The sequence below is a fragment of the Paraliobacillus sp. X-1268 genome (genome assembly GCF_003426095.1).
Taxonomy (GTDB): Bacteria; Bacillota; Bacilli; order Bacillales; family Amphibacillaceae; genus Paraliobacillus_A; species Paraliobacillus_A zengyii.
Map to the genome: position 1 here is coordinate 61,662 of NZ_QJSK01000002.1, position 18,999 is coordinate 80,660.

Sequence of the window (18,999 nt, forward strand, 5' to 3'; positions counted from 1 at the left end):
TTTTAATTTTCAACCTAGTTAAATAATGTTTCTCTATCTAGTACTATAATACTAATTTTTTTGATAATTCAATAGTTTTATTGCTAGTATTGGTATTTATAAAACAATTTTTTGTAAAATTTGTCTTTTATAGAGGTTTATTAGCTACTGTTGTGGAATTAGTACATATATAGAGAAAATCGAATTTAACTGTCTAAAAAGTTAACAGAGGGGGTGTAAGGTTGAATCAAACGAGGTATTCAAGACTTGCTAATATTACAAAGTTAATAAATACAAAGTTAGAATTACGAGAGGTGTTGGAGAATGTTGTAACCGCAATATCTGAAGAGATCGTTCAATGTGACTCTGTTGGGATCTATTTACCTGAAGCTGATGGTACATTTAGAGGATATGTAGGTAAACCTCAGGTGATTAATGGCATGACACTTGATATGCAAGTCATTGATATGGAAGAAGACTTACTTGCTAAAGAAGTTGTTGATACACAAAAGGCAATTTACATTCCAGATACAATGAAAGATGATCGTCCTGATTCAAGAGCTGTCAAGGGATTTCAGATTAAGTCTTTACTAGTATTACCTATTTCACATGAACAGGAATTATTTGGTTTAGTCTTTTTGTTTGATTACGGTATTCCAATGAACTTAACAGATGTGGAAATAAAAACCGTAGAGGCTTATGTGAATATGGCTGCTGTTGCGATTCGAAACTCAACTAATTTAGCGCGTAAGGAAAATCTTATTAAGGAAAAGCAACTATTACTTGATGTTACACGTGATTTATCCATGTGTTCCACTATGCAAGATGTATTGGATAAGTGTTTTTACTATGTAGGTAAAGTTTTAAACAACACGAATGTAGGCGTTCATTTATTAGATCCGATTAGGAATAGAGAATTTAAACCAGCAAAGTTAAGCAAGGATAGTGATTGGACAGAAGAAAATTGGATGAATACACATAAAACATTTAATTTAGGTCAAAACAATGATGCTTTATTTCAAGAAGTTATTAAAACCAAGAAGGCCATTCTAATTCCAAATGTGTACGAAGATACAAGACCAAGTCATCTTGTTTGTCGTAATTTTGGTATTAAAGGTTTATTTATGGTTCCTTTAGTTTCTATGGGTGAAGTATTAGGTTTAGTAGCAGTTGCTAAATTGGAAGAGCAACACATCGTTTATTCAGAAGCGAGTATGCAGTTAGCGCAATCTATTGTAGATACAACAGCATCAACATTAGCTAACTTATTATATATGGAGAAACAAGAACAAATTATTGAAGAAAGAACATCAGAAATAACAACTAAAAATAAAGAATTAGAAAGCGCTATCTCTGAATTAAAGACAATTAGTCGAGAAAAAGAACTAATTCTTAATTCAGCAGGAGAAGGGATTTTTGGTTTAGATCTTGCAGGTAATATTACGTTTTGTAATCCTGCTAGTGATTCTATGCTGGGCTATGAGAAGAGTGAATTAATAGGGAAATCGTATAAGGTTATTTTTAATGGAAATAAAGCAAATTTAAAAGAGAATAATTATAAAATTAAAGGTTTTGATATGGATTCAGAAGGATTTAATAAGAATGATAGCTTTTATAGAAAAGACCGTTCAAGCTTTCCAGTTGAATATGTTATCTCATCAATAAAGGAACAAGGTGAAATAATAGGTGATGTTATTACGTTTAAAGATGTAACACAGCGACAACAAATGGAGGAAGAAATTAAATATTATGCGTATTATGATAGTTTAACAGATTTACCTAATAGAAATCTCTTTAAAGATAGACTTAACCAGGGAATTATAAAAGCGAAATATACAAGTCAAAAGTTAGCTGTTATGTATTTGGATTTAGACAGATTTAAATTAATTAACGATTCTCTAGGACATAGCTATGGGGATTTATTATTGAAGGATTTTGCAAATCGTTTAAGAGCCTGTATTTCTAAGTGCGATACAATATCTCGTCAAGGTGGTGATGAATTTTCAATATTTTTACCAAATATAAAAGGTAAAAATGAAATATTAGCTGTTATTAAATGTATAAATAAAGCCCTTTGTCAGCCATTTAATTTAAAAGGACACGAGATCTATATTAAAGTTAGCATAGGTGTAAGTATGTTTCCTAGTGATGGTGATAATACTGAAGAATTAATTAAAAATGCAGATACGGCTATGTACAGATCAAAAGAAGTGTCTGGTAACAACTGTAATTTTTTTGTAAAGGGAATGGATACGAGAACTTTTGAAAGTATCAAATTAGAGAACGCTTTATACAGAGCTTTAGAGCAAGATGAACTAGTCATTCAATATCAGCCTCAAGTAGACTATCAATCCAAACAATGTATCGGTATGGAAGCGCTATTGAGATGGAACCATCCGACAGAAGGTATGATACCACCTGATAAATTCATACCAATTGCTGAAGAGACAGGTCTAATCGTTTCGATAGGAGAATGGGTAATCGAAAAAGCTTGTGAACAATTAAAAACCTGGCATGAGCAAGGATATCCATTGATAAGTGTAGCTGTTAATTTATCTGTTCGACAATTTGAAGAGAATGACTTATTTACTAAAATTAAAACTATTCTTAAGAAATTTAATTTATCTCCTGAATTTTTACAAGTGGAACTTACTGAGAATCAAATTATTAAGAATAAGGATAGCACCTTACGAACAATGGAGCAACTTAAAGAGTTAGGGATAAAAATAGCTATTGACGATTTTGGTACAGGCTATTCATCTTTAGGCTATTTAAAGAATTTCCCTATCCATACATTGAAAATTGATAAGTCATTTATTCAGGATATTATAGAAGATAACAATAATGCAGCGATTACGAATACAATTATTACATTGGCCCAAAATTTAAATCTTAACGTAATTGCAGAAGGTGTGGAAACAATAGAACAAGCAGAATTTCTAGCTTCAAGGAGCTGTTATTTCATGCAAGGATTTTGCTTTAGTCGTCCGCTTAGTGCCACTGATTTTGCGCAGCAAATTTTTATAGATAATAAAATAGAAGCAGGAGGAATTATATGAAAGCAGCTCGTTCCGTATTAAATTACTTAAGAAATAGTGGAGTGGAATATATTTTTGGGATTCCAGCAGGATCAGTTAACGCGATATTCGATGAGCTTTATGATATGCCTGAAATACAGCCAATAGTAACGAAACATGAGGGTGCAGCATCATATATGGCGGCTAGTTATGCTAAATATGCAAAAAAAATGAGCGTGTGTATAGCTTGTAGTGGTCCCGGTGGAGCAAACCTAATGACGGGTGCGGCAAACGCAATGCGTGAACATTTACCTGTATTATTTATTACAGGAGCAGTTCCTGTAAATACAGTAGGATTAAATGCTTCTCAAGAGCTAGATGCTGAGCCAATTTATCGGAATGTAACGAAATACAGTGTAACGGTTAACACTGCAGATGATCTGTTGGCGGAGGTTGCTAAAGCAAATGAGATAGCTATATCAGGGGTTCCAGGTCCAGTCCATATTGCAGTTCCCATTAATGTTCAATTACAAGAAGTTCAAGTGACAGAAATGCTCGCGCCTCCTAAAAGAGAGCCTATTATCCCTGATGTAGAAACAATACAAATGGTAGCTAAAGAGTTAGCTAGTAGAAAGAAAGGCTATGTTTTTGTTGGTCAAGGAATTAGAAATTCTGTAGAACAAACAATAGAATTAGCAGAAATTCTTAACTGGGACATCATAACAACCCCACAAGCGAAAGGATTTATAAAAGACGATCATCCATTACTAGCGGGTGTCTTTGGATTTGCTGGTCATGATAATGCCTCGTCGTTAATTAATGAGGGTAACGGAGAAGCCTTATTGGTAATAGGATCAAGTTTGGGGGAAACAGCGACAAATAATTGGAATGTAAATTTAAACAAGAATCGCTTTACTGTTCAATTTGATTTTGATGAGACAGTTTTCAATCGAAAATACAAAGTTGATCTTCCAGTATGGGGCGATATTGATTTAAGTTTATTATTTCTAATCGAAGAGTTAAAAGAATTAGGGTTCTCCAAAAATGACATGAATACTAGTGAGAGAAAGTTGGATAATGTTGATCAAGATGCCTATAATACAAAAAATATCCTGTTAAACATACAAAAACACCTTCCTACTTCTACTAGATATACAATCGATATAGGTGAGTTTATGTCTTATGTGATTCATCATATGAATGTGCTTGATTCAGATAGCTTTGATATTAACGTACATTATGGTGCGATGGGAACTGGGATTAGTTCGGCTATAGGTTCAAAATTGGCTGAGCCAGAACGACCTGTTGCTTGTATAACAGGAGATGGATGCTTCTTTATGCACGGTATGGAAATATTAACGGCAAAGGAAAATAAGCTACCGATACTGTTTGTGGTTATGAATAATGCGCGTTTAGGGATGGTGTATCACGGACACTCGCTACAATATAAACGTTCCCACCAGAGCTTTGAACAGGAACCCGTTAATATTGCAGCAATGGCAGCAGCTATGAATATACCAAGTTATCGCGTAGACAAATTAGAAGATTTGGATGAAGCAGCGATTAAAAATTTGCTTGAATCTGATGGTCCAGCAGTTTTAGAAATCGCTTTGGTAGATAACAATACACCACCAATGGGCGATCGCGTCAAATTCCTTTCATCATTTAGTAAATAAAGGCTATTTACTATCGAATTAGCGCTCGCTCCGCCGGATTAAAGGCTAGTTCCGTCGAATTAGCTTCTCGCTTCGCCGGATTAAAGGTGAGTTCCGTCGAATTAGCTTCTCGCTCCGCCGGATTAAAGGTGAGTTCCGCCGAATTAGCGCTCGCTCCGCCGGATTAAAGGTGAGTTCCGTCGAATTAGCGCTCGCTCCGCCGGATTAAAGGCTAGTTCCGCCGAATTAGCGCTCGCTCCGCCGGATTAATAGCTAGTTCCGCTGAATTCTATCAAATCCCAATAGCAAAGTAATATTTTTTACAAAAAAAGTCTAAATAAAAGGATGTTTTTTATAAGAGAGGCTGACTTTAATAAGTCAGCCTCTCTTATTTAATAGTAGGTTAGAAATCTATATATGCGAGTAGGAGCTTTTGATTTCATTAATAATTGCTCCAATAGTTTGTCCTTTAAATGCACCATCAACCGGTTCGTTTGTAGGACTTAAGAAATAATAAGCATTGATATCTTCGTTGTAATGAAAGCCAATACCTTTTAATGCATGTTGTAATTTATCGGGGATTTGCTCTAAACCAGTTTTTTGCGTAAAGTATGCTGTTGGGTAAACCTTTACATCTACATCACCCGTTCCAGTATAAACAACAAATAAATCGTTCTCATTTTTAATAACCCACTGTCCTTTTGAGTATAAGGATAATCGAGCATCTTCTAATGCGTTTATCGCATTTAAGTTAACACCAAAGAAGTCATTTATGATTGTTCGAATTTCATCACCTGAAACATTGCTTCCGCAAGAATTTAGTTTAGAATCTATTAAATCTCTAGCAATAGTAATTTGCTCTTGCTTATCCTCGTGTAATGGAATTTTCTCTAAATCGAATCCAAAAACTTGTTTAACAATCCAACAAATCGCCGTGCTAGTAAGCTCAGGTCCCAGAGAAGCTAAATAATTATCCATTAACTCTATCTTTGTCATTTGTTCAATTTGTTGTACTACGTCAAGTTCAGAATACGAATACTTCTTACTATTAATCGTCTTTTTAACGCCTTCTATTAATTCTAAAGGGTATCTTGGTTCTACCATAAAAATTATCTCCTTTTCGTAGTGAGAATATAATCGAATTTATTGGATGGATATTTGGTAAGAATCATCTTTTTGATTGATTTTTTTCTTCCTTCCTAATAAGTCTATAATTGCTCTTCCGTCACTAAAAAAGCCATCTTTATAATACTGTGAGATAGCGGTATAGAAAGCTGTAATGTATGAGTAAAAAATAAATCCTCTAACCGGGAGATAATCAAAGTGTACAAAGTACCATTGAATAATTTAATGAATATCGCATGTCCAGTTTCATGTATTAAAATAACTAAAGGTATTGATAAGGTTAATTATAAAAATATACCTAGAACTTTATATACACCAACTTTATTTCATAGTGGTTATCCAATACCGAAATAAGAATATAATTTACTCAACTTTCTCACTTAAAAAATAAGTGCTAATTGTTTGCTTTTATGAGTTTGAAGTGTGTTTAATACTGAATAAACATAGACTCTGTCGTAACTGCCATGTTGATTTCCGCTTCAGGCAGTCGCTTTCCGCGGGCAAATGTTTTCGATGGGATGAGTAATCGCAATCCCACAAAAAGGGAGACCATTTGCTACCGTAGCGTATCTAAAGTTGTAAAATATTTACGACAGATTTTCTCTCAAGTGCGTCAGGTCAAACGGACTGATGATTACCAAAGAAGTGTGAAGTCAACTCCTATTTTAGATTGTGAGACTTTCTTGTTGTACCAAGACTTAAGTGCCTGTTTTACAGTGCGAAAGTTGAGTAATTTAGAACAGTTTAAAAGTTTTTGATTCCATTTCACCACTGTTATATTAGAGAACGTACTTTGAAGTATAATTTCTATAACTGACACATGGTAATGAGAATATTTAATCAAAAAGTAGAAACTATATTTATAGATCGCTTAGTTATATAGTATAGGAAACCAAGGATAAAAGGAAGTTAATGGATGTTTTTTTGATGTGAATTTTCCTTTTTTAGCTCTTTTCATAAATGGATATTAAATTAGCTATGGTATACACTAAAAGAAGTAAATTCAAATCCAGAAAAAGATATAAAAAGCGGCTTTGAAACAAACTTCCCACTTACTACGCCAATAAAATATCTAGCTGTTTGTAGTTATTTAACTTTAAGGGCTAATTACAACTAATAGGGCAGTTCAACTAACAATAAAGTTTACGAAAAGAGGGATATAATGACAAAAAGTGTAAAAGAAACTGGTTGGAATTTAGAAAACACATATGCTACGCTTCCTGATCTGTTTTTTTCAAAGATTACTCCAAACCCAGTTCGTGCACCTAAATTGGTTATTCTAAATGATTCATTAGCCGAATCTTTAGGTTTAAATAGTGAGGCATTAAAAGCTGAAGTTGGTGTGGAAGTGCTCGCAGGTAATCAGACTGTTGATGGAGGATTACCTCTTGCCCAAGCATATGCTGGACATCAATTTGGGAATTTCACAATGTTGGGTGATGGAAGAGCCATACTACATGGCGAGCAGATAACTCCTCAAGGAAAACGATTTGATATTCAATTAAAAGGCTCAGGTAGAACACCTTATTCACGAGGTGGTGATGGTAGAGCAACACTTGGTCCTATGTTACGAGAGTACATTATTAGTGAGGCTATGCATGCGTTAGGAATTCCTACTACCCGGAGTCTCGCTGTTGTGACAACAGGAGAGCAAGTTATTCGTGAAACGGATCTACCTGGTGCGATTATGACTCGTGTGGCTGCTAGTCATCTGCGAGTAGGAACGTTTGAATATGCGTTAAAATGGGGTGAAGATGACGATTTACAGGCATTAGCTGATTACACGCTAGAACGGCATTTTCCAGAGGTAGAAAGAAGTGAACATCGCTACCTATCTTTGCTAAAAGAAGTGATCAAGCGTCAGGCAGCACTAATTGCAAAATGGCAGCTAGTTGGCTTTATCCATGGTGTAATGAATACCGACAATATGGCTATTTGTGGGGAAACAATAGATTATGGTCCATGTGCATTTATGAATGTTTATAACCCGAAAACGGTATTTAGTTCTATCGATAGACAAGGTCGTTACGCCTATGGAAATCAACCACCTATTGGAGGCTGGAATCTTGCACGATTTGCAGAAACACTAGTACCTCTGTTGCATGAAAATCAAGAAGAAGCGGTGAAGATAGCACAAGATGAATTGTTAAAGTATGAGGAGCATTATCGTTCAAATTGGTTACAAGGAATGAGAGCGAAAATAGGGATAGTTAAAGAAGAGGATGAGGATGAAGCGCTTATTGTAGATCTCCTACGTATGATGGAGGAGCATGATGCTGATTATACCAATACTTTTCGTGCACTAACATTTGATAATTATGAAGATGAAGTCCTATTTGAAACCCCAGCGTTTGCGAAATGGAAAGAAAGATGGCACGCACGATTGGATATTCAACGAGAATCAAAAGATGTTATACACAATTTAATGAAAAAGAGTAATCCTGCAGTTATACCTCGAAATCATCGAGTGGAAGAGGCGCTAGAAGCTGCGGTGAAAAATAACGATTATAGTGTAATGGAGCAACTTCTTGCCGTTCTTAAAAAGCCATATGCACACACTACAGACCAGGAAGTATATGCTTTTGTACCAGCTAGAACAGATCGTTACTACCAGACTTTTTGTGGCACGTGATAGAGTGAAAATGGGGATGGGGTCGAGAAACTCTATGCCCCAATTTCACTGGTACATAGTTTAAATAATTTTTTTATCGTATACTATATAAATGATACTACTAGAGAATAGTAGTTTATGTTGGTAAAATTAATAATGATTGGAGAAATGATAGTATGGTAGAGTTACCAAATTGCCCCGAATGTAATTCAGAATATACATACGAAGATGGAAGTCTACTAGTATGTCCTGTATGTGCACATGAGTGGACTTTGGATTCTGAAAATGAAAACAGTGAAGATGAAAAAGTATACAGAGACTCGAATGGTCATGTGCTAAGCAATGGAGATTCTGTAACAGTAATTAAAGATCTTAAAGTAAAAGGAAGCTCAAATCCTTTAAAAATGGGAACAAAAATTAAAAACATTCGTTTAGTTGCTGATGGAGAAGATGGACATGATATTGATTGTAAAATTGATGGTTTTGGAGCAATGTTAGTAAAATCAAAATTTGTTAAAAAACTTTAAAACCTAAAAGGCTATGTAGTGTCAAAGAGTTGTTGACGCTACATAGCCTTTTCAATACGTTACGTTCAAATCAAAATAAATGTATAAAGAGCAATATTCTGTTAAAATAACCCATAGTAATGAATAAGGGAGACGTTTATATGATAAAAAATAAACAAATCGTTTTAGCAAAAAGACCTCAAGGAATGCCAGATAATGATACATTTAAATTTATTGAAACAGACCTGAAAGAACTAGAGGCTGAAGAAGTACTGGTCCGTACGATATATGTTTCCGTTGATCCATATATGAGAGGAAGAATGCAAGATGTAGCGTCTTATATTGAACCGTTTAAAGTTAATGGTGTAATAGAGGGAGGCTCAATTGGGGAAGTAGTGGAATCAAAGTCAGCTAACTTTAAGCAGGGAGATATTGTTATTGGATCATATGGCTGGCAAACGTCCTATATTGCAAATGAAAATGAAATAAGAAAAATTGACCCATCACTTGCTCCTATATCAACACACTTAGGTATATTAGGAATGACTGGTTTAACTGCTTATTTTGGTTTGCTTGATATAGGTGATCCAAAAGCAGGAGAGACAGTTGTTATTTCTGGAGCGGCAGGAGCAGTAGGATCAATAGTTGGCCAAATCGCAAAAATAAAAGGTGCACATGTAGTTGGTATAGCTGGTTCAGATAAGAAGACCAAACTATTAAAAGAAGAATTCAACTTTGATGCAACGATAAATTATCGAACAACAGCTAACATGGAAGAAGCATTAAAAGAAGCTTGTCCTAATGGTGTTGATGTTTACTTTGATAATGTAGGTGGGGAAATCTCTGACGCAGTTTTAACGCAAATAAATAAACATGCCCGTATCCCAATTTGTGGAGCAATCTCTTCTTATAATTTAGAAACATTAGACATCGGACCTCGTGTTCAAACAAAACTTGTTAAGAAAAGTGCGCTAATGAAAGGTTTTACCTTAGGTGACTACTCCAGTCGTTTTAATGAAGGAACGATGCAATTAGCCCAATGGTTTAAAGAAGGAAAGTTAACATACCGTGAAACAATTAAAGAGGGATTTGAGAATATTCCTGATGCTTTTCTTGATCTCTTTAAGGGAAATAATATTGGCAAGCAACTTGTGAAAGTGGCTGATCAACAGTATAATAAATAAGTAAATTACGGCAAATTTTAAAGGACTACACAGACGTCAAGAGATTTTGACATGTGTAGTCCTTTTATTTGTTCTTAAGCTCCGCTTTTTTCAAATTTGTCCCGATGCTCTTTACCCCATTCGGTCATAAAATATAGTGTTTCCTCAAGATCTCTTCCGTACTTAGTTAGTGTATATTCAACTTTTGGTGGAACTTCAGGGAAGATCTCGCGCTCAATGAGCTGTTCTTTTTCCAACTCGCGAAGCTGTTGTGCTAACATTTTCTTGCTTATTTTTGGAATCTTTTTTTGTAATTCTCCGAAGCGCATTGTTCTATCAAGTAAATGACAAAGAATTAGCGCTTTCCATTTTCCACAAACAACATTTAAGGTTACTTCAATTGGATGTTCATATGTTTTATCCATTTTTTCACACTCCATAGGTAACTATCTAGTAACTATTACACCAAAAAGTGCCTACTTGAATAATATCTTATTCTATTACTATCATAGGTGTATTAGTTAGATAGTAAATACCCGATTATGAGGTGATTGAAACCATGGGAATTCCAATTTTAGAAAAGGCGAAAAAGGAAATTAAGACCAATATCATTAAGAATAAAGCTAAATTGGCTGGGTTTCAGTATCATCTTTTGAATGATAGAGATAATACACATAAGAATTTAATTGATTTTAGGGAAACCCTACTTATCATATACGCCGATTCTGTGACGTCTAACACACGAATGATTTGTTTGTGCGACTACAAAACTGGAGTTGTGCAATTTCTGGAGAGCTATTAGAGCAACAGCTATCAATAGAAGATGTGATAGAAGAGGCATATTTTTCTAGAGAGGCAATTGACCTTCTAATTAAAGAAGAGGCAAATTATTATGAATTAACAATTGATGATTTTTATGCGATTATTTCGTCGTTTCATACTACAGTGGAGCAGGCTGGACAATTATTAGGTTTAGCATATAAAAAAGGGCACACGAAAAAACGAAAGTATTTAATTCAAAAGTACGGGAATTGTCTACCCCGATGTTGAAGCTTACAGAAAGTATTGGTTTTTTTCCTTTGATTGGTGCTATTGACAATGATCGAGCAAAACAGTTAATGGAGACAGCGTTGACACAAGGAAGTGAATTAAAGGTTAAGTATATCATCTTTGACTTATCTGGTGTCCCTGCTATTGATGAATGGGTAGCTTCGCAAATAATCCGGTTTGTCACAGCACTTAGGTTAATTGGGATCGAGGCAGAATTAAGTGGGATTCGCCCTGAAATAGCACAAAAGCTTGTAGGGTTAGGAATAGAATTTAAAACTATTCAAACCTTCTCTAATCTTCAACAGGCAATAGATCATGTAAATCATTTGAAGACCGCCCAAAAATAGAGCATTCCCAAATTTGGGAATGCTCCTAATTACTTAAGGTTTACTGGTGCTCTTCTTCTTTCAGTTCTGTTACATCTACTTCAAACTCAGTCTCGGATTTTTTTGTATAATTAATGAGGGCCTTTTGTGACTCATCATCAACATCATGAATGTAGACATACTTCCCATTATAAACAACATCTTTCATAACAGGATTGTCTTTTATATCTTTTGCTCGCATAAGATTCACCTAAATCGCCTCCGATAATTTATTAACTTATACTTTATCATTAACCGTTATCGATTTAATTTAAACATTTGCTTGGTAGATATAGACTGTTATTTATTTGTGTTATGTTGTTTACTAGGTAATGTACGATCGGCGTGTGCCTTTCCTTGTCGCTTTTCAATTTGCTCCGCTTTGTGTTGTGTATCGTGCAATTTTTCAACAAATTCATGTGTATCATCCATAGTACGAATCCCTCCTTGTTTAAAATTTATTTATACGTTTTCTCTTGCAAGATGATTCATACATTTAAGATTAGCTTTTTATTTTAAAAAGCATCCTAAAAGTTTCGTTATTTAATTAGATTAAATGACTTTGCAACAGTGATAGCTTGGACTCTATTTTTCACTTGTAATTTCCCGAAAATATTAACAATATGATTTTTGACTGTACCTTCCGCCAACTTATATGTCAGAGCAATTTCTTTGTTTGTTAGTCCGTTACTCATAAGATTGATAATTTCCAATTCCCTTTTGGTTAACGACTCAATAAGCTTAGGTGTTAGCCCTTTTGTAACCAATTCTGTTACTTCGGTGGTATTTTCATCAGAGCGAAAGCGTTCAATTGTAGTGGTAAGTCTTTCTTGAGAAAGAGGTTTGACGATGTAATCATAGGCATGCACATCAAAAGCAGATAAGGCATATTCTTTGTGCGATGTCACAAAGACCAACCTCGTTCGCCAACCGCTCTCTCTTAAACGCTTGGCAAAATCAAGACCATTTTCTTTATGCATATTAATATCAATAAATACTAAGTCAACTTTACAGTTCTTTAGATAGGAAAAGGCTATTGTCGTGTCTTGAAAACTTCCAACGATTTCAACGTTATCAATCTTCGCAAGCATGCGTTTCATAATCAAGTGCATAGCAAATTCGTCGTCAATAATTACTACTTTCATCTTGTACTCATTCCCTCTTCTTGTTTTACAGCGTCTGGGCTCATTCCAATAGGAGTAGAGAAATAAAAAGTACTACCTTGATTAGGGACACTTTCAAACCACAGTTCCCCACCATTTATTTGAGCAAATTCTCTACATAAAGTAAGTCCAATACCAATACCTTTTTCTCCCGCGGTTCCGTTCAAAGATTCAAGATATCCTTCTTGATCTTGTAGTAATCTAAGCGCTTGATCTGGAGGTACCCCTTGACCACTGTCTTTTATAGATATTATTACTTTGTCTTTTACCTGATCTGCACGTAATAGGATAATCCCTTCAAATTCTGAGAATTTAATAGCATTCGAAAGAATATTTCTGATAAGTAGATCTAATATTTCTTTATCCGCATAAACAACCATATCATTAGCTATTTCTGAGATGACCGTAATTTGTTTTCTATCACTCTGAATGTGTAATAAATCTGTATTCTTCCGAATAATTTGCGATAAATTCCATGATACAGGATTAAATGACATGCCACCTTTTTGACTTCGGAACCAGTCAAGTAGGCTTTCTACCAGTGAAAAGGCATTTTGAATTTGTTGTTCCATTTCACGGGCAATTTCATCGTGCTTGTCTTGATACTCTTGTAATTCATCTTTAAGGATCTCCATCAGATTCATCAGTAATGAAAGTGGATCACGAATGTCATGAGCAACAATTGTGAACATCTTATCCTTAAACGCATTCAGTTCTTCTAACTGTTTTGAACTAGCAAGTAGTTTTTCCTCATTAAGTACTAATGCTGTTATGTCATTTAACCAGAGTGTTTTCCCAACGATTTTCTGTCTCTTATTACGAACATGTGAAATGTAAACATGATAATAGTGAAAACCTGTTTCGTTCGCTAACTTTATTTTTCTTTGCAAGGAATCGCCAGCTGTAATAGTTTTAAGTAGTTCTGGATAGTAGGAGAGTATAGTAGTGGCAGATTGTCCAATTACTGTCTTGTCAAGCTCTTGAAAAACTTGGCTAGCGGAGAAGTTAAAGCTTGTGATGTTATTATCTAGGTCAAGTATTATTACTGCGTCCTTCATTGAATTAAAAACTTGATTTAATGCATGTGGCAACAATTTCATCATGTTTAAATGATAGATTCCCCATATAATAAGAATACCTGAAAAAAGAAGTCCAAATGGAGAAAGGTCGATAGGTGTTTCCATAAAACCGCTTAAATATATAATGGAAATAAGATAAGGTCCACAAGAGCCTATCATCATTACTAAAACTTGATTCTTCATATGGCTTGCAGCTTTTCGGTACATATGCAATAAAAATAACATTCCGACAATAAAAAGTACGAAAGAATATATGATGTGAAGCATATAAAATGGGCCGATTTTTATGGAAACTAGAGAAAAGCTATTCCACTCATAAAGCCAAGTATCTTTATAAAATAAATGATGCCACTCATTCGTATAATGACTTACAAATGTAAGAATAGGTATAATGGAGAGCTTTACTAGTATCCACTTTTGCAGAAGCATATGATGACTCGTAAATTGCAACACCATGATAAACCAAATAAGTGTTCCAAAAGAGATACCGATATATTCCACTTTAAGCCAAAAGTGTATTTGGTTTAAGTCTGAGCTAATTATTTCAAAAGCATAACCAAATGAATAACAAGCCCCTGAGCACATACCTAAAAATAAGCTGACAGCAACAGGTGATTCTCTTTTTCTCCATGCGAGATATGCAATATAAAGCAAACAACCAGTGATGGCCAACAATAGTAAAAACAACACTTGATTTAAGCTCATTTTCGAGGAAACCTCCTCTCATTATTTTTCATTATATACTTAATATACCATTAAATTAAGTAAGTTCACCTTTTTTTAAACTATTCAGGCTAATTACTGTATAACTGTATTATTAATTACTGAGAATAGCTATTATAATAACGGATTTCCGGAAATTTTTGTCTTTGCTATTTTTAACAGATAAGATTGTCCGACAAATTCATTTGTATAAGCCCATCTTTTTTCCTTATTGAAATTATTCATAAATAACTAATAAAGAAACGTACACACAAACTGGTATTAAGATAGAAATTTGAAACCTATACTCCTTTTATTTGTATTTATATAAGGTGAACAATATGATTTATTGACGTATTGACTTATATCTTATATGGAAAATATTTTATTTATGGCAGCTCTAATTTTAGAAATAATAGAAAAGTCCATTAACAAAAACAGAAAAATCCATTCATAGAAAGTATAGCCTCCTCTACAATAACAATGAGAATGATTATCATTATTAATTTGTGCATTAGTTGTTATTAGGAGGAAAAAGAGTTGTTATGACTACTTTAGTTAAACCTGTGAAAGAAAAGGTGAAGTCAGAAGAAGACATTGTAATAAAATCACGTCCTATATTTGCAATAAGTATTATTGCAGTAGGCATTATTCTTATTTTAATAGGAATGGTTACATCAATAAGTACTGGTGCTGCAGGGATCTCTTTTTCTGTTGTATTGGATGCAGTATTTCACTTTAATCCAAGCCTAGAACAACACCAAATAGTATACAATCTTCGTTTTCCTCGTGCTTTAACTGGAGCACTAATAGGGGCGGGTTTCGCAGTATCAGGTGCAATTATGCAGGGAATGACACGGAATCCTCTTGCAGATACAGGCTTACTAGGAATTAACGCAGGTGCAGGATTTGTTTTAGTAGTGGTATTTGCATTTTATCCTAATATGGAGTTTAAGTATTTAATCTTGTTCTCGTTTATTGGGGCAGGACTTGGAGTTGGTCTTATTTATGCAATTGCCTATTTTGCTAAGGGTGGACTAACACCACTACGATTAGTCTTAGCTGGAGCAATTATTGGTTCACTTGTAAAAGGAATCACACAAATTATTTCATTGGTTTCGGGTGTATCATATGAATTGGCTTTTTGGTCAGCGGGAGGGATTTCGGCTGTTGAATGGTTTCAAGTAAAGGTGATCATACCCTGGATTACCATTGGCTTACTTGGGGCTATTGCAATATCTCCTAAACTAACAATATTAAGTCTTGGTGAAGAAGTGGCAATTGGATTAGGACAAGGAACGAAAGTGATTAAGGCATTAGCGGCAGTTGTTGTACTCCTTCTTGTTGGTGCTTCTGTGTCAACTGTTGGTGGAGTGGGGTTTATTGGATTAATCGTTCCACATATTGTGCGTTTTTTAGTTGGTGTCGATTACCGATTAATTATACCTTGTTCAGCTGTTGTTGGTGCAGTAATCGTGGTTATTGCCGATATTGGTGCCAAGCTGATAAACATGCCTTATGAAACTCCATTAGGTTCAATTATGGCTGTGCTTGGTGTTCCATTTTTCTTATATCTAGCTAGAAAAGAAAAGAGAGAATTAATATGAAGCTAGTTACAATAACGGAAATTCAACATAAACGAATGGTTAAAAGTTTAAAGTTAATACTTATCTTTGCTATTCTTTTAGCGATCGTTTTTGTTATTAGTATGAATACTGGAACAGTCAGATTGTCACCGCAAGAAGTATTCGATACTCTATTAGGAAATTCATCAGATAAGCACCATATTATTCTATATCAACTTCGATTACCGAGAATGATAATTGCAATTATGGTTGGAGCGAGCCTTGCGATTTCGGGGGCTATTTTACAAGGGATATCAAGAAATGGTTTAGCAGACCCTGGAATTATAGGGATAAATTCGGGTGCGGGTTTAGTGGTATTGCTTATCGTTGTGATGAAACCAACTTCAACAGGAGTTAACCCCTATATTTTACCGTTATTTGCTTTAATAGGAGCTGCACTTACAGCATTGTTGATTTATTTACTCGCCTTTAAAAAAGGAGAAGGAATGACGCCGACTAGGCTACTTTTAGTTGGTATTGCAGTTAGTGCAGGACTATCAGCTGTCTCGATTATTTTAACTTTAAGACTTAATCCGAATGAATATGACTTTGTGCTTCAGTGGAATTTAGGAAATCTTTATGGTGGAAATTGGAGCTTTGTTTTAGCTTTACTTCCATGGACATTACTTTTATTACCGTATGTTTATTATAAATCACATGTTTTGAATTTATTAAATTTAAATGATGCCCTAGGTACGAGTCTTGGACTTTCATTAGAGAGAGAAAAGTTATATTTACTAGCTGTGGCTGTTGGTTTAGCAGCATCTGCTGTAGCTATTGGAGGCGGTATTGGTTTTATTGGATTAATGGGACCGCATATTGCGCGAAAATTAGTAGGACCTAAACATCAATTTATGCTTCCAGTAACAGCGTTAATCGGATCGCTTTTGGTATTAACAGGAGATACAATTGCCAGAAGTATTATGAAATATTCTGAACTACCTGCTGGCATCATCATTACTTTAATAGGAGCACCATATTTTTTATACTTATTAATTAAATCAAAATAAAGGGAGTAGGATCGATAAATGAAAAAAAATCTATTGTTTTCAATCGTTAGTTTAACGGCATTAATGTTTCTAATAGTGGGCTGCAACACGCAAACAGAAGAAGTAAGCTCAGAGGAAACATCGAATCAGGAATCAGAAGAGGCGGAGGAAGCTATTTATCCACGTACAGTAACACACACTAATGGAGAGATCACGCTTGAACAACAGCCTGAAAAAATAGTAGCTATTAACGAACATATTATAGATGTTTTAGTTATGTTAGGACATCCACCAATAGCCAGTGAAGCAATAGAGGAGGTCAGCAATTCAACTATTATGGATCCTTACTTAGAAGGTCAAGATATCATTGATTTAGGTAATAGATTAAATTTGGAAACACTTCTAGATATGGAATCAGATTTAGCTATTTTAACAACAGACAAAATAAATGAATTAGAACAAATTGAACCACTTGCACCAACTGCAGTTATAGAGTGGGGGACAGACTATCCTAGTAGTATTCGAAAAATTGCAGAGTTAATCGGTGAAGAAGCAAAGGCAGAAGAAATTATTACAGACTATGAAACGAAAGTGGCAGAAACTAAAAAGGTAATTGGTTCAGAATTCGATGAAACCGTTCTTGTACTTCGTGCAAACGGAAAAAACTTTACAGCTATTAGTACAGAAGATTTTAGTCTTTTGTATGAGGAACTAGGCTTTTCACCTGTTGCTGATATAGAGTATGGTGGAGAATTAACAATTGAAGGGGTAAGTGCAGCGAACGCTGATCATATTATTATCGCAGAATGGGCTCGGAATTCAGATCCAGAAAACCCAAATTCTTTAATTAATATGTGGCATGATAATTCCGTATGGCAAAGCTTAGAACCAGTGAAAAACGATAATGTTTATGTGATGGATAAATTGTTTATTGAGCCAGTATTTTCTTCCCAATTTGAAATACTAGAATTAGCTGAAGAGATTGCTACAAAGTAATATAGTTTGCTTATTGAACTCCCACTGTACTAGTGGGATATCATGCTTTTGATGGAGGAATTGTCAATGAAGGACATTATCGTCACCGAGAAGTTGAATATAGGCTATGAAGAAGCGATTATTGTAGAGGATTTGAATTTAAAGATTCCTAAACATCGTATTACTGCATTAGTTGGAGCAAATGGTTCGGGTAAATCAACAATTTTAAAAGCTATTTCTCGTATTTTAAATCCTGTTGGTGGCGCTGTTTATATAAATGGTAAAACCATTAAGGAGCAAAGATCAAAGGAAATAGCAAAACAGTTAGCTGTACTTCCACAAAATCCAGTTGCTCCTGATGGATTAACTGTTGCAGAATTAGTCAGCTATGGACGTTCACCTCATCAAGGAGGATTTGGTGTATTAAGTAAACATGACAAAAAAATGGTTCAATGGGCTATCGATGTGACTAATATGAGAGAGTTTGCAGACAGGTCCATAGATAGACTATCAGGCGGACAACGACAAAGGGTCTGGATAGCTATGGCCCTAGCTCAAGATACAGAAGTTTTATTGCTTGATGAGCCAACAACTTACCTTGATATTGCTCATCAATATGAGGTGCTTTATCTATTAAAACATTTAAACGAGAGAGAAGGACGAACTATTGTAATGGTAGTTCATGATTTAAATCATGCCAGTCGTTTTGCTGATCATATGGTTGCTATCAAAGAAGGTAAGGTGATGCGTAGCGGAACCCCTCAAGAAGTTATGGAACCCGAGTTGCTTTTTGATGTCTTTGGCATTCATTCGGATATTATAACTCATCCAAGGAGCGGACTTCCAATATGTTTACCGTATGTCAAGGAAGAAAAGGGAAACACATCCGAATCAAATTCACTAGATAGAAAAGCTGCGTATCATCCATCTTATGAGGGAATATATTGAAAATTACTAACCGCGTATTAACTAAACTATAAGTTTATATTACTTAG

Annotated in this window: 17 protein-coding genes; 11 read left to right on the forward strand and 6 right to left on the reverse strand. The window is 34.8% G+C overall.

Annotated elements, in window-relative coordinates; translation table 11 throughout:
* The first annotated feature begins 221 nt into the window (after positions 1 to 221).
* The gene (locus D2K62_RS04950; RefSeq protein ID WP_117161029.1) at positions 222 to 3,038 is read left to right on the forward strand and encodes a bifunctional diguanylate cyclase/phosphodiesterase; all 2,817 of its coding nucleotides are present in this window, start codon (positions 222 to 224) and stop codon (positions 3,036 to 3,038) included.
* The gene (locus D2K62_RS04955; protein ID WP_117161030.1) at positions 3,035 to 4,672 is read left to right on the forward strand and encodes a thiamine pyrophosphate-binding protein; all 1,638 of its coding nucleotides are present in this window, start codon (positions 3,035 to 3,037) and stop codon (positions 4,670 to 4,672) included. Before D2K62_RS04950 ends, D2K62_RS04955 begins: the two co-directional genes overlap by 4 nt.
* Positions 4,673 to 5,062: 390 nt before the next feature.
* Here the strand turns inward: D2K62_RS04955 and D2K62_RS04960 are convergent, their stop codons facing one another.
* Positions 5,063 to 5,755, reverse strand: coding sequence for a hypothetical protein (locus D2K62_RS04960; protein ID WP_112182479.1), 693 nt, complete (start codon positions 5,753 to 5,755; stop codon positions 5,063 to 5,065).
* A gap of 1,183 nt (positions 5,756 to 6,938) precedes the next feature.
* Between D2K62_RS04960 and D2K62_RS04965 the strand changes: the two genes are divergently transcribed.
* The 3 genes from D2K62_RS04965 (at position 6,939) to D2K62_RS04975 (ending at position 10,077) form a co-directional block, all read left to right on the forward strand.
* Positions 6,939 to 8,408 carry a protein adenylyltransferase SelO gene (locus D2K62_RS04965; protein ID WP_112182478.1) on the forward strand — a complete coding sequence of 490 codons (1,470 nt, stop codon included), beginning with the start codon at positions 6,939 to 6,941 and terminating at the stop codon, positions 8,406 to 8,408.
* Between the two features lie 155 nt (positions 8,409 to 8,563).
* Positions 8,564 to 8,914, forward strand: a complete 351-nt coding sequence (locus D2K62_RS04970; protein WP_112182477.1) for a zinc ribbon domain-containing protein YjdM — start codon at positions 8,564 to 8,566, stop codon at positions 8,912 to 8,914.
* Between the two features lie 140 nt (positions 8,915 to 9,054).
* Complete coding sequence (locus tag D2K62_RS04975; protein WP_112182476.1) at positions 9,055 to 10,077, forward strand: NADP-dependent oxidoreductase; 1,023 nt, start codon at positions 9,055 to 9,057, stop codon at positions 10,075 to 10,077.
* Between the two features lie 74 nt (positions 10,078 to 10,151).
* Here the strand turns inward: D2K62_RS04975 and D2K62_RS04980 are convergent, their stop codons facing one another.
* Complete coding sequence (locus D2K62_RS04980) at positions 10,152 to 10,481, reverse strand: winged helix-turn-helix transcriptional regulator (RefSeq protein WP_112182475.1); 330 nt, start codon at positions 10,479 to 10,481, stop codon at positions 10,152 to 10,154.
* Between the two features lie 331 nt (positions 10,482 to 10,812).
* On the opposite strand from D2K62_RS04980, the gene D2K62_RS04990 reads away from it, so the two are divergent.
* Both D2K62_RS04990 and D2K62_RS04995 read left to right on the forward strand, forming a co-directional pair.
* On the forward strand, positions 10,813 to 11,106 hold the full coding sequence (locus D2K62_RS04990; RefSeq protein ID WP_157967844.1) for a hypothetical protein: 294 nt from the start codon (positions 10,813 to 10,815) through the stop codon (positions 11,104 to 11,106).
* Positions 11,100 to 11,453 (forward strand): STAS domain-containing protein, encoded by a 354-nt coding sequence (locus D2K62_RS04995; protein ID WP_117161033.1) that lies wholly within the window; start codon positions 11,100 to 11,102, stop codon positions 11,451 to 11,453. The genes D2K62_RS04990 and D2K62_RS04995 overlap by 7 nt, the downstream gene beginning before the upstream one ends.
* Before the next feature lie 40 nt (positions 11,454 to 11,493).
* Here D2K62_RS04995 and D2K62_RS05000 read toward each other — a convergent pair whose 3' ends face one another.
* The 4 genes from D2K62_RS05000 to D2K62_RS05015 all read right to left on the reverse strand — a co-directional run bounded on the left by D2K62_RS05000 (position 11,494) and on the right by D2K62_RS05015 (position 14,418).
* Positions 11,494 to 11,673 (reverse strand): H-type small acid-soluble spore protein, encoded by a 180-nt coding sequence (locus D2K62_RS05000; protein ID WP_232824087.1) that lies wholly within the window; start codon positions 11,671 to 11,673, stop codon positions 11,494 to 11,496.
* A 98-nt stretch (positions 11,674 to 11,771) separates the two neighbouring features.
* The gene (locus D2K62_RS05005) at positions 11,772 to 11,903 is read right to left on the reverse strand and encodes a DUF4023 family protein (protein ID WP_112182472.1); all 132 of its coding nucleotides are present in this window, start codon (positions 11,901 to 11,903) and stop codon (positions 11,772 to 11,774) included.
* A 107-nt stretch (positions 11,904 to 12,010) separates the two neighbouring features.
* Complete coding sequence (locus D2K62_RS05010; protein ID WP_112182471.1) at positions 12,011 to 12,616, reverse strand: response regulator transcription factor; 606 nt, start codon at positions 12,614 to 12,616, stop codon at positions 12,011 to 12,013.
* The gene (locus D2K62_RS05015) at positions 12,613 to 14,418 is read right to left on the reverse strand and encodes a sensor histidine kinase (protein ID WP_117148862.1); all 1,806 of its coding nucleotides are present in this window, start codon (positions 14,416 to 14,418) and stop codon (positions 12,613 to 12,615) included. The genes D2K62_RS05010 and D2K62_RS05015 overlap by 4 nt, the downstream gene beginning before the upstream one ends.
* 542 nt (positions 14,419 to 14,960) lie before the next feature.
* Here D2K62_RS05015 and D2K62_RS05020 point away from each other — a divergent pair.
* The 4 genes from D2K62_RS05020 to D2K62_RS05035 all read left to right on the forward strand — a co-directional run bounded on the left by D2K62_RS05020 (position 14,961) and on the right by D2K62_RS05035 (position 18,952).
* The gene (locus D2K62_RS05020; protein ID WP_117161034.1) at positions 14,961 to 16,022 is read left to right on the forward strand and encodes a FecCD family ABC transporter permease; all 1,062 of its coding nucleotides are present in this window, start codon (positions 14,961 to 14,963) and stop codon (positions 16,020 to 16,022) included.
* Complete coding sequence (locus D2K62_RS05025; protein ID WP_112182468.1) at positions 16,019 to 17,050, forward strand: FecCD family ABC transporter permease; 1,032 nt, start codon at positions 16,019 to 16,021, stop codon at positions 17,048 to 17,050. Before D2K62_RS05020 ends, D2K62_RS05025 begins: the two co-directional genes overlap by 4 nt.
* 18 nt (positions 17,051 to 17,068) lie before the next feature.
* A complete protein-coding gene (locus D2K62_RS05030; protein WP_112182467.1) occupies positions 17,069 to 18,025 on the forward strand; it encodes an ABC transporter substrate-binding protein in 957 nt (318 codons plus the stop codon).
* A gap of 66 nt (positions 18,026 to 18,091) precedes the next feature.
* Entirely contained in the window at positions 18,092 to 18,952 is an 861-nt protein-coding gene (locus D2K62_RS05035) for an ABC transporter ATP-binding protein (protein ID WP_117161035.1), read from the forward strand.
* The last annotated feature ends 47 nt before the right edge of the window (positions 18,953 to 18,999 follow it).

What these genes read in the sequence shown, in the direction of transcription:
- D2K62_RS05010 (WP_112182471.1), bottom strand. Translation starts at nt 12,616, where the DNA reads ATGAAAGTAGTAATTATTGACGACGAATTTGCTATGCACTTGATTATG.
- D2K62_RS04955 (WP_117161030.1), top strand. Translation starts at nt 3,035, where the DNA reads ATGAAAGCAGCTCGTTCCGTATTAAATTACTTAAGAAATAGTGGAGTG.
- D2K62_RS05020 (WP_117161034.1), top strand. Translation starts at nt 14,961, where the DNA reads ATGACTACTTTAGTTAAACCTGTGAAAGAAAAGGTGAAGTCAGAAGAA.
- D2K62_RS05025 (WP_112182468.1), top strand. Translation starts at nt 16,019, where the DNA reads ATGAAGCTAGTTACAATAACGGAAATTCAACATAAACGAATGGTTAAA.
- D2K62_RS05000 (WP_232824087.1), bottom strand. Translation starts at nt 11,673, where the DNA reads ATGCGAGCAAAAGATATAAAAGACAATCCTGTTATGAAAGATGTTGTT.
- D2K62_RS04965 (WP_112182478.1), top strand. Translation starts at nt 6,939, where the DNA reads ATGACAAAAAGTGTAAAAGAAACTGGTTGGAATTTAGAAAACACATAT.
- D2K62_RS05005 (WP_112182472.1), bottom strand. Translation starts at nt 11,903, where the DNA reads ATGGATGATACACATGAATTTGTTGAAAAATTGCACGATACACAACAC.
- D2K62_RS04995 (WP_117161033.1), top strand. Translation starts at nt 11,100, where the DNA reads ATGTTGAAGCTTACAGAAAGTATTGGTTTTTTTCCTTTGATTGGTGCT.
- D2K62_RS04960 (WP_112182479.1), bottom strand. Translation starts at nt 5,755, where the DNA reads ATGGTAGAACCAAGATACCCTTTAGAATTAATAGAAGGCGTTAAAAAG.
- D2K62_RS05030 (WP_112182467.1), top strand. Translation starts at nt 17,069, where the DNA reads ATGAAAAAAAATCTATTGTTTTCAATCGTTAGTTTAACGGCATTAATG.
- D2K62_RS04980 (WP_112182475.1), bottom strand. Translation starts at nt 10,481, where the DNA reads ATGGATAAAACATATGAACATCCAATTGAAGTAACCTTAAATGTTGTT.
- D2K62_RS04975 (WP_112182476.1), top strand. Translation starts at nt 9,055, where the DNA reads ATGATAAAAAATAAACAAATCGTTTTAGCAAAAAGACCTCAAGGAATG.
- D2K62_RS05015 (WP_117148862.1), bottom strand. Translation starts at nt 14,418, where the DNA reads ATGAGCTTAAATCAAGTGTTGTTTTTACTATTGTTGGCCATCACTGGT.
- D2K62_RS04970 (WP_112182477.1), top strand. Translation starts at nt 8,564, where the DNA reads ATGGTAGAGTTACCAAATTGCCCCGAATGTAATTCAGAATATACATAC.
- D2K62_RS05035 (WP_117161035.1), top strand. Translation starts at nt 18,092, where the DNA reads ATGAAGGACATTATCGTCACCGAGAAGTTGAATATAGGCTATGAAGAA.